This window comes from Streptomyces sp. NBC_01723, from assembly GCF_036246005.1.
Taxonomy (GTDB): Bacteria; Actinomycetota; Actinomycetes; order Streptomycetales; family Streptomycetaceae; genus Streptomyces.
In genome coordinates this window covers 4,721,366-4,735,936 of the sequence record NZ_CP109171.1, presented here as the reverse complement: position 1 = coordinate 4,735,936, position 14,571 = coordinate 4,721,366, and the positions used below count along the sequence as shown (strand labels likewise).

14 protein-coding genes are annotated in these 14,571 nt (G+C 71.7%); 6 read left to right on the top strand and 8 right to left on the bottom strand.

The genetic code is table 11. The annotated features are described in order from the left end of the window. The first annotated feature begins 645 nt into the window (after positions 1-645). The gene (locus OIE75_RS22000) at positions 646-1,473 is read left to right on the top strand and encodes a C40 family peptidase (RefSeq protein WP_122615668.1); all 828 of its coding nucleotides are present in this window, start codon (positions 646-648) and stop codon (positions 1,471-1,473) included. 519 nt (positions 1,474-1,992) lie between these two features. Next, a complete protein-coding gene (def, locus tag OIE75_RS21995; RefSeq protein WP_307014442.1) occupies positions 1,993-2,631 on the top strand; it encodes a peptide deformylase in 639 nt (212 codons plus the stop codon). Here the strand turns inward: def and OIE75_RS21990 are convergent, their stop codons facing one another. Next, the gene (locus tag OIE75_RS21990) at positions 2,632-3,966 is read right to left on the bottom strand and encodes a geranylgeranyl reductase family protein (protein ID WP_307014441.1); all 1,335 of its coding nucleotides are present in this window, start codon (positions 3,964-3,966) and stop codon (positions 2,632-2,634) included. Positions 3,967-4,013: 47 nt separating this feature from the next. Here OIE75_RS21990 and OIE75_RS21985 point away from each other — a divergent pair, with 47 nt between their 5' ends. After that, positions 4,014-4,529 (top strand): GNAT family N-acetyltransferase, encoded by a 516-nt coding sequence (locus tag OIE75_RS21985; RefSeq protein ID WP_307014440.1) that lies wholly within the window; start codon positions 4,014-4,016, stop codon positions 4,527-4,529. A gap of 93 nt (positions 4,530-4,622) precedes the next feature. Then, positions 4,623-5,003: a PASTA domain-containing protein gene (locus tag OIE75_RS21980; protein ID WP_307014439.1), complete on the top strand. Its 381-nt coding sequence runs from the start codon at positions 4,623-4,625 to the stop codon at positions 5,001-5,003. Here the strand turns inward: OIE75_RS21980 and OIE75_RS21975 are convergent. The 5 genes from OIE75_RS21975 to OIE75_RS21955 form a co-directional block, all read right to left on the bottom strand. Next, the gene (locus OIE75_RS21975; RefSeq protein WP_329471911.1) at positions 4,990-5,685 is read right to left on the bottom strand and encodes a demethylmenaquinone methyltransferase; all 696 of its coding nucleotides are present in this window, start codon (positions 5,683-5,685) and stop codon (positions 4,990-4,992) included. The genes OIE75_RS21980 and OIE75_RS21975 overlap by 14 nt on opposite strands. A gap of 30 nt (positions 5,686-5,715) precedes the next feature. Further along, positions 5,716-6,315, bottom strand: a complete 600-nt coding sequence (locus tag OIE75_RS21970; protein ID WP_329471910.1) for an imidazolonepropionase-like domain-containing protein — start codon at positions 6,313-6,315, stop codon at positions 5,716-5,718. A 7-nt stretch (positions 6,316-6,322) separates the two neighbouring features. Beyond that, positions 6,323-7,522: a cyclic dehypoxanthinyl futalosine synthase gene (gene mqnC, locus OIE75_RS21965; RefSeq protein ID WP_122615659.1), complete on the bottom strand. Its 1,200-nt coding sequence runs from the start codon at positions 7,520-7,522 to the stop codon at positions 6,323-6,325. A 78-nt stretch (positions 7,523-7,600) separates the two neighbouring features. Next, positions 7,601-8,338 carry a prepilin peptidase gene (locus OIE75_RS21960; RefSeq protein ID WP_329471909.1) on the bottom strand — a complete coding sequence of 246 codons (738 nt, stop codon included), beginning with the start codon at positions 8,336-8,338 and terminating at the stop codon, positions 7,601-7,603. 35 nt (positions 8,339-8,373) lie between these two features. After that, the gene (locus tag OIE75_RS21955) at positions 8,374-11,388 is read right to left on the bottom strand and encodes a BTAD domain-containing putative transcriptional regulator (RefSeq protein ID WP_329471907.1); all 3,015 of its coding nucleotides are present in this window, start codon (positions 11,386-11,388) and stop codon (positions 8,374-8,376) included. 300 nt (positions 11,389-11,688) lie between these two features. Here OIE75_RS21955 and OIE75_RS21950 point away from each other — a divergent pair, with 300 nt between their 5' ends. Further along, positions 11,689-12,327 carry a hypothetical protein gene (locus OIE75_RS21950; protein WP_329471906.1) on the top strand — a complete coding sequence of 213 codons (639 nt, stop codon included), beginning with the start codon at positions 11,689-11,691 and terminating at the stop codon, positions 12,325-12,327. Beyond that, positions 12,324-13,409, top strand: coding sequence for a hypothetical protein (locus OIE75_RS21945; RefSeq protein WP_329471905.1), 1,086 nt, complete (start codon positions 12,324-12,326; stop codon positions 13,407-13,409). The genes OIE75_RS21950 and OIE75_RS21945 overlap by 4 nt, the downstream gene beginning before the upstream one ends. On the opposite strand, the gene OIE75_RS21940 is transcribed toward OIE75_RS21945, so the two are convergent. Beyond that, positions 13,399-13,644, bottom strand: a complete 246-nt coding sequence (locus tag OIE75_RS21940) for a hypothetical protein (protein ID WP_307014428.1) — start codon at positions 13,642-13,644, stop codon at positions 13,399-13,401. The two genes, OIE75_RS21945 and OIE75_RS21940, sit on opposite strands and share 11 nt — an antisense overlap. Then, the gene (locus tag OIE75_RS21935) at positions 13,644-14,546 is read right to left on the bottom strand and encodes a hypothetical protein (RefSeq protein ID WP_307014427.1); all 903 of its coding nucleotides are present in this window, start codon (positions 14,544-14,546) and stop codon (positions 13,644-13,646) included. Before OIE75_RS21935 ends, OIE75_RS21940 begins: the two co-directional genes overlap by 1 nt. Between the last annotated feature and the right edge of the window lie 25 nt (positions 14,547-14,571).

The window sequence follows — 14,571 nt, the reverse complement described above, 5'->3', positions numbered from 1 at the left end:
CGCGAACATGTGAAGCAGGTCACAAGCCCAACTGCCTCGCATCCTATGCCCGCCGCTCTGTGATCTGCGACACGGGGTATTGCACAAGCTTTGTGATCTCCACCACCTGACGAACGATCATGAAGTCGGATGAGCGGTGATCTTCACACAAGAAGCGTTCAGCTGATCACCAGAGGTGACATTTTCGATCGTCGTCGCTGGCCAGGGCGGGTCACCGAGGGGCGTCTCCATATCAAGATGCTTCCCTTGCATGCAAATTGGCGCTGGACGAAGTGGCTTGATATAGGACGCGTTCACACGTCGGAGGGAGGGGCGGGGTGCGATGTGGACACGTGCACGCGTTCACGAGCACTCGGGCGCGCCGAGACGCAGGCGCCGGGGTAACCGTTCCGTGACCTGTGCCACATTCATGAGAGGCCCATGAGAACCGGGCTTGGCCAACTGAACCAACCAGTGGTAGGTGCGGGGCAATTCGGGCGTAATGATCAAAGACCGTGATCACAGCCCTGATATGGGCCGTCCGCAATGTCCGTTACGGCGTCAATAAAGAGCGACACGCCCGACGTTCGGAGGCTCGATTGAACAACTGTGGCGCAGCCCACGTTTCTTGAAGGTATGGAGGAGCTACTGATACCGGTTGTCCCTATGTCCCACACCGCTCACATACGCAGCCACCGGAAGCCCCGCCGCAGCGCGTCGAAGATCGCGATGCGGGCCGGAGTTGCCGGTGGCGTCCTCAGCACCCTGGCAGTCGCCGGTGCGTCGGGGTCGGCCAACGCGGCCGAACCGGTGACGCAGACCCTCGAACTGCCCACCCTGACGGCCGACCTGGCCGCTCAGGTCGCCCAGTCCGCCGACGTCACGCAGCAGGCGGCGTCGAGCTACGAGCTGCGTGCCGAGCGTGACGCGGCTGCCGCCAAGGCCGCCAAGCAGGCCAAGGCCGACCTCGCCGACGCCAAGAAGAAGGCCGCGGAGGCCAAGAAGAAGGCCGAGGAGGCCGAGCGCAAGGAGGCCGCCGAGCGCGCCGCCCGCAGCGCCGAGCGCACCACCCTCAGCGCCTCCGCGGACACCGGTACGTCCAGCAGCTCCGACAGCGGCACCAGCACGTCCACCGCGACCGGTTCGGCCGCCGCGGTCGTCGCCTTCGCGCAGGCGCAGGTCGGCAAGGCGTACGTCTCCGGCGCCACCGGCCCGTCCGCCTACGACTGCTCCGGTCTCGTGCAGGCCGCCTTCAAGCAGGTCGGCGTCAGCCTCCCCCGGGTCTCCCAGGACCAGTCGACCGCCGGCACCCAGGTCGGCCTCGACAACCTCCAGCCGGGCGACATCCTGTACTGGGGTGGCGCGGGCAGCGCGTACCACGTGGGCATCTACGTCGGCGACGGCATGTTCGTCGGCGCGCAGAACTCCTCCACGGGCGTCGTCCAGAAGACGCTCGACTACGACCCGCCGAGCGGCGCGGTCCGCGTGCTGTAGCACTCGGGCGCATCCGCAGGAAGGGCCGCAGCCGCTCGGGGGCTGCGGCCCTTCGCCACGTCCCGGCGTCCCTCACGTCCCCCTCGGCGCCCGCCGCCACGCGCCGGCTCGCCACCCCGCCCACCCGGGCCCGCCGACCCGCTCGGCGCCCCGTCGCCCTCCTGCGGCCCGCCCCCGGCGTTCCATCCCCCCGTAGCGCCCCACCGCCCCCGGGGCTCCCGTCGCCTTCCCGCGCCCCCGACGCCCCCGGTCTCGCGCCATTCCCGGCCACTCTCGCCGCCCCGTGGCGCCTCACCGCCCCCTGGCCACCCCGTCGCCCTCCCGCGTCCCCGACGCCCCGCGACGTCCCGCACGCCCCCGGCCACTCACGCCCCCTCTGCCCACGCACGCGCGCACCCACGCGCCCGCGCACCATCGGCCCCCGCCCGGATCACGCGCGGCCCCGCCGCGCCTCCTGGCATGCTCGGGCGCGGGTCGGCGATCCCGTCGATCCGTTCACGAGTCGGAGGAGAGAACGTCATGCCGAGTGTGTTCGTACAGGGGCGGCCCGCCGCCGCGTATCCGCCGCTCGCGCCCGAGGCCCGGCGCGGGTCGGTGCGGCGCGTGACCGAGGTCGGTGAGGAGGTGCTGCACAAACCCTGCCGGGACGTCACCGAGTTCGGTCCCGACCTGGCCGCGCTCATCGACGACATGTTCCGCACGATGTACGTCGCCGAAGGGGCGGGACTGGCGGCCAATCAGGTCGGGGTCGCGCTGCGGCTGTTCGTCTACGACTGCCCGGACGACGACGGTGTCCGACATGTCGGACACATCGTGAACCCGGTCCTCGAGCCCCTGGACCCGGCCGACCGGCGGCTGCTCGACGAGGGCGAGGGATGCCTGTCGGTGCCGGGCGCCGTCATGGCCGTACCGCGGCCCGACCGGGCCGTCGTGCGGGGTCTCGACAAGGACGGGGAGCCGCTGCTCGTCGAGGGCACCGGCTACTTCGCGCGCTGCCTCGCCCACGAGACCGACCACGTGAACGGGCAGGTGTACCTGGACCGGCTCTCCGCGCGGGAGCGGAAGGCCGCGCTGCGGCAGTCGGCGGACCGGCGCGCGGAGGTCTTCGCGCGCCGGGACACCAACGCCCGCGCCCTCGACGAGGGACCCGAGGGCTGATCACGCCTTGGGCGCGACCTTGCTCAGTCCGTTGATGATGCGGTCCATCGCGTCGCCGCCCGTCGGGTCCGTCAGGTTGGCGAGCATCTTGAGGGTGAACTTCATCAGGACGGGGTGGGTGAGGCCGCGCTGGGCCGCGATCTGCATGACCTTCGGGTTGCCGATGAGCTTCACGAAGGCGCGGCCCAGCGTGTAGTAGCCGCCGTAGGTGTCCTTCAGGACGCGCGGGTAGCGCTGGAGGGCGATCTCCCGCTGGGCCGGCGTGGCCCGCGCGTGCGCCTGCACGATGACGTCGGCGGCGATCTGGGCGGACTCCATGGCGTAGGCGATGCCCTCGCCGTTGAAGGGGTTCACCAGGCCGCCGGCGTCGCCGACCAGGAGCAGGCCCTTGGTGTAGTGGGGCTGGCGGTTGAAGGCCATGGGCAGGGCGGCGCCGCGGATCGGGCCGGTCATGTTGTCCGGGGTGTAGCCCCAGTCCTCGGGCATGGACGCGCACCAGGCCTTGAGGATCTCGCGCCAGTCGAGGTCCTTGAAGGAGGCGGAGGTGTTCAGGACGCCCAGGCCGACGTTGGAGGTGCCGTCGCCCATGCCGAAGATCCAGCCGTAGCCGGGCAGCAGGCGGTCCTGGGGACCGCGGCGGTCCCACAGTTCCAGCCAGGACTCCAGGTAGTCGTCGTCGTGGCGGGGCGAGGTGAAGTACGTGCGGACCGCGACGCCCATGGGGCGGTCCTCGCGGCGGTGCAGGCCCATCGCCAGGGACAGCCGCGTCGAGTTGCCGTCGGCGGCCACGACCAGCGGCGCGTGGAAGGTGACCTCGCGCTTCTCCTCGCCCAGCTTGGCGTGCACGCCGGTGATGCGGCCGGTGCGGTCGTCGACGACGGGGGCGCCGACGTTGCAGCGCTCGTACAGGCGGGCGCCGGCCTTCTGGGCCTGCCGGGCGAGCTGCTCGTCGAAGTCGTCGCGCTTGCGGACGAGTCCGTAGTCCGGGAAGGAGGCCAGATCCGGCCAGTCCAGCTGGAGGCGGGAGCCGCCGCCGATGATGCGCAGGCCCTTGTTGCGCAGCCAGCCGGCCTCCTCGGAGATGTCGATGCCCATGGCGACGAGCTGCTTGACCGCGCGCGGGGTCAGTCCGTCGCCGCAGACCTTCTCCCGGGGGAAGGCGGTCTTCTCCAGCAGGAGGACGTCGAGCCCAGCCTTGGCCAGGTGGTACGCGGCCGTGGAGCCGGCTGGCCCCGCGCCCACGACGATCACATCGGCGGTGTTTTCGGAGAGGGGCTCGGTCACGGCGGGATCTCCCCAGAGTTCGAAATCTGCGTGCCGACGGGCACTGGACATGGGCAGTCTATTCAGCGTCACCGATCACCCGGCTGAAGGGCTGCCCAGTGAACCGAGCTGTGCCCGTTGTACGGTTGCGCGTCCCCACCGACGAGGACGCCGTCGCCTGGCACCGGATCTTCGCCGATCCGGACGTCATGGAGTTCCACGGCGGCCGCGCGGCGGAACTGTCCGTCTACGAGGAGCTGACCGCGCGCCAGCGCCGGCACGACGCCGAGCACGGCTTCTGCCTGTGGTCCATGGTGGACGAGTCCGAGCAGGTCATAGGCTTCACCGGCGCCCAGCCGTGGCCGGGCGACTGGGGCCCCAAGGGCGAGATCGAGATCGGCTGGCGGCTCGGGCGGGCGCACTGGGGCAAGGGGTACGTCACGGAGGCGGCCCGGCAGACGCTGGAGCGGGTGCGCGGGGCGGGCGTGGCGGAGGTGGTCGCGATGGTCAACGCGCGCAACGCCCGGTCCATCGCGGTCACGGAACGGCTGGGCATGCGGCTCGCCGAGGTCTTCACCATCCCCGGCTCCGACAGGCAGGGCCACTGCTACCGCCTCGCCCTCCACGGGGCGTGACGCAGTGTAATCGACTGTCACAGAAAGCCACTTGGCGCTTCCGGGCGGTGCGCGGCGGAGCTACGCTGCCGGGTACCGCTGGGGGTGACGTCCGTGCGCCTGGTACCCGAGAAACCCGATGTCCACGTACCGCGCCTGGTCGGCCTGATGGCCGTGGACGCGCGGGAGACGGCACGCGCGTGGGGCCTGTCCCTGTACGCGTCGGACCGGCCCGATGTGCGACTCGCCGTCGTCGACCACGTCGTACGACAGTTTCCGCAGCCCGGGGCGCGGGTGCCGCGGGAGTCGACGGTGTACGTGTGGTTCGACTTCGGGGAGGGCGAGGGCGGCGGGGGCAGCCGCGAGCCACGGGTGCCGCGGCCGCCGCTGGGCGGGCTCCGGCGGGAGCTGGCCGAACCGGACGTCGAACCGGGCGAACCGGGCGGGACGCCGCCCCGCCCCGCGCCCTACTGCGCGGCCCTCAGCTCGCCTTGAAGCCCCGGTGCAGCGCCACCACGCCGCCGGTCAGGTTCCGCCACGCCACCTTCGACCAGCCCGCCTCGCCCAGCCGCCGGGCGAGCGCCGGCTGGTCGGGCCAGGCGCGGATCGACTCGGCGAGGTAGACGTACGCGTCCGGGTTGGACGACACCGCGCGGGCCACCGGCGGCAGGGCGCGCATCAGGTACTCGGTGTAGACGGTCCGGAACGGCGTCCAGGTCGGGTGCGAGAACTCGCAGATGACCACCCGCCCGCCGGGCCGCGTCACCCGGTACATCTCGCGCAGCGCCGCGTCCGTGTCCTGCACGTTGCGCAGCCCGAAGGAGATGGTGACGGCGTCGAAGACGTCGTCGGCGAACGGCAGCCGCGTCGCGTCGCCCGCGGTGAACGGCAGCCACGAGTGCCGCTCCTTGCCCACCTGGAGCATGCCGAGGGAGAAGTCGCAGGGGACGACGTACGCGCCGGTGCGGGCGAAGGGCAGTGACGAGGTCGCCGTACCGGCCGCGAGGTCCAGGACCTTCTGCGCGGGGCGGGCGTCGACGGCGTCGGCGACCTCCTTGCGCCACGCCCGGTCCTGGCCGAGCGACAGCACGGCGTTCGTCAGGTCGTACCGTCGCGCGACGTGGTCGAACATCGAGGCGACTTCGTGCGGCTGCTTGTTCAGGCTGGCTCGGGTCACCGGGTCATTGTCGCAGGCGGCTCCGGCCGGCTACGCGCGCCGGTACACCAGACGGCCGCCCACGACGGTGGCCACGCACGTCGAGGCGCCCTCCCGCACGAGCGCGGCCCGGTCGGGCACGTCGAACACTGCGAACCGCGCGGGCTTCCCGGCGCCGAGACCCGGCAGCAGCACCAGGGGCACCGGGGAGAAGGCGGCGGGCCCGGGCAGCGTGGCCGGCCGCCCCGCCAAGGCGAGTCCCGGCCTGCGCACCGCGTCCAGGGCCGCGCGCTCGCGCAGTTCACCGGCGACCGCCACCGTGCCGTGCGCCAGCATGCGCTGCACACCGCGGCGTGCGCTGGCGCCCCGCGCGGAGGAGGAGCTGTCGAGCAGGGCCCGCGCGCGCTCCCCGAACAGCGGCTCGGTGCCGAGCCGGTCCGCCTCGCGCGGGTCGGGGTGGTAGGCCTGCTCCAGCAGCTCCGGACCGTACGGGTTGAGCAGGCCGGGCGTCAGGATGCCGGGCCAGCGCCGCAGCCGCGCGTCCGGGTGTGCGGCGGCCAGTTCCTCGTACGGGCCGACGGCGGCGATGTGCGCGCCGTCGACGAGAACGGCCGCCTCGGGCGTGGCCTCGGCGACGTGGATCGTCAGCACGGTGACCTCAGTTGGGCGCGAGCAGCTTCAGTTCGGGGTGGGCGGTGCCGCCCTCGATCGCCGTGGACGAGATGTGGGAGACCACGCGCTCGTCGACGGGGTCGTTGGCCGGGTCGTCGTGCACGACCAGGTGCTCGTAGGTCGTGGCGCGCTGCGCGGGGACGCGGCCCGCCTTGCGGATCAAGTCGATGATCTCCAGCCGGTTGGAGCGGTGCTTGGCGCCGGCCGACGACACCACGTTCTCCTCCAGCATGATCGACCCGAGATCGTCGGCGCCGTAGTGCAGGGAGAGCTGGCCGACCTCCTTGCCGGTGGTCAGCCACGAGCCCTGGATGTGGGCGACGTTGTCCATGAAGAGGCGGGCGATGGCGATCATCCGCAGGTACTCGAAGAGCGTGGCCTGGGTGCGGCCCTTCAGGTGGTTGTTCTCGGGCTGGTAGGTGTACGGGATGAAGGCGCGGAAGCCTCCGGTGCGGTCCTGGACGTCCCGGATCATGCGCAGGTGCTCGATGCGCTCGGCGTTGGTCTCGCCGGTGCCCATCAGCATCGTGGACGTCGACTCCACGCCGAGGCCGTGCGCGATCTCCATGATCTCCAGCCAGCGCTCGCCGGACTCCTTGAGGGGCGCGATCGCCTTGCGGGGGCGCTCGGGGAGCAGTTCGGCACCGGCGCCGGCGAAGGAGTCGAGCCCGGCGGTGTGGATGCGCTGGATCGCCTCCTCCACGGAGACCTTCGAGATCCGCGCCATGTGCTCGACCTCGCTCGCCCCCAGGCTGTGGATGACGAGCTGCGGGAACTCCGCCTTGATGGCCGCGAAGTGCTTCTCGTAGTACTCCACGCCGTAGTCCGGGTGGTGGCCGCCCTGGAACATGATCTGCGTGCCGCCCAGCTCGACGGTCTCCGCGCAGCGGCGCAGGATGTCGTCGAGGTCGCGGCTCCAGCCCTTCTTGGTGTCCTTGGGGGCCGCGTAGAAGGCGCAGAACTTGCACGCCGTGACGCACACGTTCGTGTAGTTGATGTTGCGCTCGATGATGTACGTGGCGATGTGCTCGGTACCGGCGTACCTGCGCCTGCGTACGGCGTCGGCGGCGGCGCCCAGCGCGTGCAGCGGGGCGTCGCGGTAGAGGTCGAGCGCCTCTTCGGGGGTGATCCGCCCACCGGCGGCGGCGCGGTCGAGGATGGGCTGAAGGTCGGCCTTCTCGGTCACCGGCGTCCCTTTCGCAAGGTTCGTAAGGGTTGTGGACAGACCTGACCAGCGTACGCCAGGGCCTTCGGGCATCCGCGCTCAGGCCGCGTAGGCCCCGGCCAGTACGCCGAGGAAGGCGCCCGCGATCAGGAACGGACCGAACGGGATGGCCGTCTTGCGGCCCGCGCGGCGTGCGACGAGGAGGGCGCCGCCGTAGAACGCGCCGAGCAGGAACCCGGCGAAGGTGCCCAGCATCAGGGTGGGCCAGCCGTACCAGCCGAGGACGGCTCCCGCGGTGAGGGCCAGCTTCACGTCGCCGAAGCCCATGCCGGCCGGGTTGATGAGGAACAGGACGAGGTAGCCGGCGCCGAGGGCGAGGGCGCCCAGCAGGGCGGTCGTCCACTCCCCCGCGTGCTCGGGCACCAGCGCGGCGAGGCCCAGGAGGGCGACGGCGGCGCCGGCCAGCGGCAGGGTGAGGGGGTCGGGCAGCCGCCGTACCCGGAGGTCGACGACGGCCAGCAGCACGCCGGGCGGCGCGAGCAGCAGCCAGACGGCCAGCTCGGGCCGGGTGCCGGTGGCGGCGGCGAGGGCGGCGCAGACGAGCGCGGTGACGAGGGCGAGGGACACCGCGCGGTGGCCGTAGGACGGCTCGTCGGCCGGGCACTGCCCGCACCGGGCCCGCCCCAGCCAGCCGCGCACCGGATGCTCCTGCGGACACCGCTCCCGCCATGCCTCCCCCGACGGGGCGGAGAAGCGGTAGGCGGCCCGGGGCAGCAGCGCGCCCGTCGCCGCGCCCCAGAGCGCGGCGACGAGGACGACCAGGAGGTCGAGGTCCATACCGATGTCCGTCCGGACCACGCCGGTCGCCCGGATCAGCCCGCTGCCGCGACGCCGTCGCGCCAGGTCGGCAGCAGTTCGTCGAGCAGCGCCTCGGTGCGCGGCGGCAGACCGCGCGCCCCGCTGCGGCCGATGAGGTCGGCGGCGAGGGCGCGCAGGCGGTCGGCGTCCTCGGTGGCGTGCGTGGCGCGGAGCAGCTCGTGCCACAGGCGCTCGTCGGCCGGGGCGGTGCGCAGCGCGGCGTTCAGCGCCTCGATGGCCTTCTCCGCGCGGCCCCGCTCCAGGTGGAACTCGGAGAGCGCGAGCCCGGTGTCCGCGACCAGCAGCGGCAGCTGGGCGTCGATGATCTCGTGGGTCAGCCAGCGGTAACGGCCCTCGGGACGGTCGGCGAGCAGCGGCCCGCGCACCAGCACCAGCGCGTCGGTGAGCAGCCGGCCGCGCACCTGGCGGCTGTCGACACCGCGGCCCTGCGTGGCCTCGTAGTAGAGGGAGCGCAGGACGTCGAGGTCGGAGACGACGGACTTGGCGAGGGTGAGCCGCCCGGTGGCGTCGGTGCCGAGCCGCGGCGTGCCGTCGGGGTCGGTGCCCAGCCAGGCCCGCAACCGCTCGAGGAGCGCGTCGCGCACGTCCTCCGTCACACCGCGCGGCCAGAGCGCGGAGGCCAGCACGCGCGGGTGGACGCCCTCGCGGTGCAGCAGGAGCAGCGCAAGCGCCTCGTGGAGCTGGGCGCTGCGGTCGCCGTCGGGGGCGTCCAGGCCGATGATCTCGTACGACCCGACGAGGCGCGCGTACACCGCGGGCCGCCCCTGCTCGCTGATGTCGACGAGGAACGGCGGCGTGTTGCCCGGTCCGCCGGGCCCGCGCTCGGGGTCGGCGTCGGTGAACAGCTCGACCACGGCCCGCTGCTGCGCGGCCGGCAGCAACTGGGCCTCCAGCTCGAGCCCGAGGAGCGGGGCGAGCAGCTTCCCGTCCCCGGTGATCTCCATCTCCCAGGCGGCGCCGGGCAGGTCGGTGCCCTCGGTGCCGACGAGGTAGCCGATGCCGAGACGGCCGGCGTCGGCGGCGAGTTCGGCGAGCCGCAGGGCGTCCTCGTCGGACGGCTGCGCGGCGAGCAGGACGAGGTGCGGTGCCCAACGCGTGTGCTGGGCGGGCCCGGTACGGCCGGTGAGTACGGAGTCGTGCCCGGCGGCGCCGAGCGCGCCGCGCCGCTGCCGGGTCTCGGCGGACATGGTCTCGAAGAGGTCCTCGAAGCCGTCGAGGTGCCGTATCCGGTTGGGCGCGAGCGGGGTGAGGTCGTCCCCGAACCCGACCAGGGTGATGGTCATACGGTCCGACCATCCGTTGGTGGCCAGTTCGGCGGCGACCGACGCGAACACGGCGGCTCGGTCGGCCTCGGCACCGCTCAGCGAGACGAGGCCGGGCACGGCCTCCAGGTTGAGCAGCAGCCGGGAGTCGTCCATGGTGCCGAGGCTGACGAGACCCGGGTACGGGGCCGCCGTCTCGGCGTCCTCGTACCGCTCGGCGTCGGCGCGGGCCAGCATCCAGAAGGTCTGGTCCTGCCCGACCTGCCAGGGCGTCGGCGGCTTCCCGGCCGGCTGGGCCAGTTGCAGGTGGAGGTCGCCGTTGCCGCCCATCCAGGCCGCGTAGACGACGGGCAGGGGGCGCGACTCGGCGGCGAGGGAGGCGGCGAGCCCGCGCAGCGAACGGTCCAGCAGGCGTACGCCGTCGGGGTCGGCGCCGACCAGCAGCGCGTCCTGCGCGTCCTGGGCGTCGCCGGTCGGGGTGGGCGGCTCCATGCCGCGCCGTCCGCCGACGGCTCCGAGCGCCGAGTGCCACAGCGCCTGCCGGCGCCGGCGGCCGAGGGCGCCGAGCAGACCGGCGGCGAGCAGCGGGGCGGCGAGCAGGGCCTCGGGGAGCCCGAAGGAGCGCCCGGACTCCTCGGCGGCGGGGGTGGCGTGCTGCCCGCCGGTGGCGGGGCCGGGTGCCGGGGTCGCCGGGGTGACGGGCGTCGCGGGGGTGGGCGCGGGCCGCTGCTCGGGGAGCGAGACGTGGGCGTCCCCGCCTCCCTGGGCTCCGCCACCTCCCTGGGCGTGGTCGCCGCCCGTCCGCGCGTAGTCGCTGATTTGCTGCTGCACCTGCTCCGAGACGTTCGGCGCCTCGTCGGGCATCTCGACCAGCTCGCCGCCGCGGGCGTCGCCGGGCATCTCCATGATCCAGCCGGGCCGGATGAGGGACGCCTCGGACAGCTTGGACCCGTCGGGCTGCACGCGGTCCTTGTTGAGCTCGAAGATCTCCTTGTACCGGCGTCCGTCGCCGAGGTGCCGGTCGGCGACCTCCCAGAGGGAGTCGTGGTGACGCCCCTCGGGCGGCTGGATCCGGTAGTACTTCGTGTCGCCGCTCGCGGCCGACGCTGCCCCGCCGTCGGCACGGGCCGCGGCCTGGCCCGCCTGTCCGGCCTGCTCGGCGAGGGCGTTCGCGGTGGAGGCGGCCTGCTCCTGCTGCTGGGCGAAGAGTCCAGGCGTCTGCTGGGCGGCGGCGACCGCCGGCTTCTGGTTCCCCTCCAGGCTCTGGCCGAGCTGCGACAGGCCCGGTGTGAGGCTCGCCGCGGTGGCGCCGACGAGGAGCAGGGCGGCAACGAGCTGCCGGGCCAGCAGCTGGCTGGGCCCGGATCCCGGCACCCGCCCCGGCACCCCTACGCCGGACAGCGCGGCCTTGACCTCGACGAGCACGCAGGCGGTGAACTGGGCCCAGGCGAGCCAGACGATGACGGTGAGGATGCGCAGGAAGGTCTGCACGGTGATCTCGCGCTGGAGCCAGTCGAGGCCGGGCGCCCCGTCGGGCAGCGGCCAGCCGACCGTCACGGCCAGCGCGAGCGGCACCCCGACGACCAGCGCGAGCAGCACGGCGAAGGCGAGGAACGCCTTGACGAAGTCCCCGAACGACCGCCGCCGCACCCGCACCGGCTGAGGCGTGCGGTTCCTCGGCGCCGCCGGGGCAGCCGAGGGAGCCGTCGAGCTGCTGGAGGAGCTTGAGGTGCGGCGTCGCGGCATGGGCGGAGTCCTGGGTCGTGGTCGTGGGCGGCGAGGCCCGCCGGGGCGTTGGTATGAGGGGTGTGCTGAGCCTACAGAGATCTTATGGACTGCCGCTGACAGCGTCGAAGGCCCTGCGGAAGAGGGAGGAACAACTTCCGCCCGCTCCGCACCCTTTGCGCCCTTTCGCCGCACGCCTCTTCACATCCCCCACACAACCCCCCGAAACCGGTCAGGCCCCCTGCACGGCCCACTGATAGCTTCGTTCCCTGTCGCAACGCCTTACCCAGGGGGAACACCGTGGCCCGCAGAGCCCTCACCATGACCACCGCCGCCGCCTTCACCGCGACGGCAGCCCTGCTCCTGACCGCGTGCGGCGGGGGCGAGGAGCCTTCGCCGGAGGACATCAAGGGGGCGGGGGGCGGGAGTCCTTCGGCTTCTGCTTCGGCGTCGGGCGGGGCGGATGTAAAGCGGCCGGATGTCAGCCTGCCGAGCGATCTGAAGGTCGACTTCGACCTCGCCCAGCCGTCCGAGGACAGTCATGCGGCGGCCCTCGACAACGCGAAGAACTACATCCTGGCGCTGAACCACGGCATCACCGCTCAGGCCCCGGAGGACCCGGCGTACCGGTTCTACTCACTCGGCAATGCCGCGAAGTACGCCAGGACACAGATCCAGGCCTGGGTGGATGACGAATGGACCGCCACCGGCACGGACAGCTACTACAAGTCCCGCACCGATGATGTCGGCGAGTCCGGTGGTGTGCTCGTCACGATGTGCCGGGACCAGAGCAAGTTCTTCGGCAAGAACGTCAAGACCGAAAAGGTGAAGCACACCGAGCCGAGCCTCAACGACTACCAGGAGTTCCGCCTCCTGATGAAGCCTCCGCAGGCGTCCCAGAAGATCTGGAAGGTCCTGCAGGTCGAGGTGGAAGGGCGCGTGAAGGAGTGCAGGCGATGACGCCGAGGCGCCTCGCACTGCGCTGGGCGTCGGCCCTGGCCGTCGCGGCCGTCCTGTGGCCCGCCGGCACGGCCCACGCGGCGGGGCCGGAGGACAACACCAATGTGCCGCCTGCCGAGGAGCCGAGCGGCAACACAACCGGTAACGGAACGCTGTCGGCTTCGGTGTCCCACATCAAGGTCACCTACCCGGGTGGCGGCGACGGTGGAGGCAAGCAGGGCAACCTCGGCTCGGTGGACCCCAACTGGAAGCCGCCGGCCTGTTGGTACGAGCCTGTCTTCACTCCTGCCCAACTCAAGAAGTTCGTGGAGACGGACGGCGGTGGCGATGTCGGCATCCACGAGTCCTGGTGGGGCAAGGAGCTGTGGACCGACCACTACCGGGACGAGAAGCCGGCCGACAACTTCGATCTCGACTCGCCCACGAACAGCTCGGCCGACGGATACAAGGACTACAACCTCGGCAAGGACGGCCACTTCTGGCGCGGGGTCGCTCCTGACGACTCCGATCCCGACTCCTGGGACTGTGGCCGCATCATGTTCTGGGTCGACGCGGGTCAGCTCCCGAACGACCCGAACACTCCCACCCCGAAGACACTCGCCGAGTACGCCTACGACAAGGTCAAGGTGCCCGAGACTCGGGTGGAGCTGAAACCCGAGGGCCGTTCAACGGTCAACCTGCCCACGTGGGTCTGGCTGGACAAGGGCACCTTCAAGGACGTCAAGGTCCGCGCCGAACTGCCCAACACCGGCCTGTGGGCGGAAACGACCGCCAAGCCGGTCGCCCTCCACCTGGAACCCGGCACGGACGACGCCGAGACCTTCCCGGCCTCCGGCGACTGCGAGATCAACGCCGACGGCTCCATCGGAACGCCGTACGCGAAGGGCAAGGCCGACGAGACCCCGCCCTGCGGCATCCGCTACCTCCGCGCCTCGGACGGGCAGCCGTACCAGCTCAAGGCGTCGATCACCTGGGACATCTCCTGGCAGGGCACGGGCGGCGCCACGGGCGACCTGCCGGACGGCACCTTCGAGACGACGCAGGACATGGACGTGCAGGAGATCCAGTCCATCAACCGCTGAACAGATCCTCGGCCCGCTCCACAGTCAGCGCACGTCGCGCCCAGATTTCGAGCTGGTCGAGGTCCCAGCTGTCGATCACACGCTCCCTCAGGGCGAAGCACACCGGGATGCCCCGCCATTCGAGAATGCGGAGCGTCATCAGGGCGCGCTCCTCGATCCGGCCCTCCACCCGGCCTTCCTCACGCACCTGCAAAGCCACGGGATTGTCGAAGAAGTAGCGGATCTCCCTGGGCATCAGCCACGCCCTTCCGTGAACAGATCTTCCGCGCACGCGACCTGGACCGCACGCTGGGACCAGATCTTGAGCTGCTCCAGATCGGCGCAGGCAAGCACCCGCTCCCGCACGGCATCGGACACCGGGATGCCCCGCCACTCCAGAATCTCCAACGTGATCTCGGAACGTTCCTCGGCCCGCCCCTCTACACGCCCCTCCACACGGCCCTCCTCACGGACCTTCTCGGCCACCGGGTTGTTGAAGAAGTAGCGGATCTCCGACATCAGGTCCCTCCAGATCTCCTTGGCCCGGGAATCAGCCAGGCACGACTCGATGAGCTGTCCGAACACCGCGGCGCTGTCGCCGTCGACGGTCCGCAGAGCGAAAGCCAACGGTTCCAGTATGGCGACGGCCTGTGCGCCTCGCCCGTGTGTCATGGCCGACAGAACGGCAAGCGGGACGTCCCTCTCGGCCTCCCGCTCACTCGCGATCACCGGCACGTTGTCCGGGCCGATCACCAACGGTCGCACCGTCAGCGACTCCCAACCGGGCAAACCCCGTCGGATGGGCTGCGCCGCCCAGCGCGCCGTCGTACTGTTCTGCGTGATCACGACGAGTACCGGCTCACAGCGGTACTTCTCGTACAGATACGCGAGGTAGTACGGCCAGCTGCCACGCTTCCTCTCGTCCTTCTTCCCCTGCGCCTCGACGACGAGGAGGTAGGCACCTTCGTCCGTCTCCACCCGCATCAGCGTGTCCACGCGCCGTTCGACGGGTTCGATCTCCGTGACGTCGGCGTTCAGGACCGCGAAGTCATGCGGCTCCGGGAAAGGAACGCGCAACACCTTCTGGAACGCCCGCGTCAGCAGCGCCGGGTCCTTCTGAAAGACCCGGTGCAGCGCCTCGTGCGACGAGCCGACCATCAGCTCTCCCTCCTGTACGACGTGA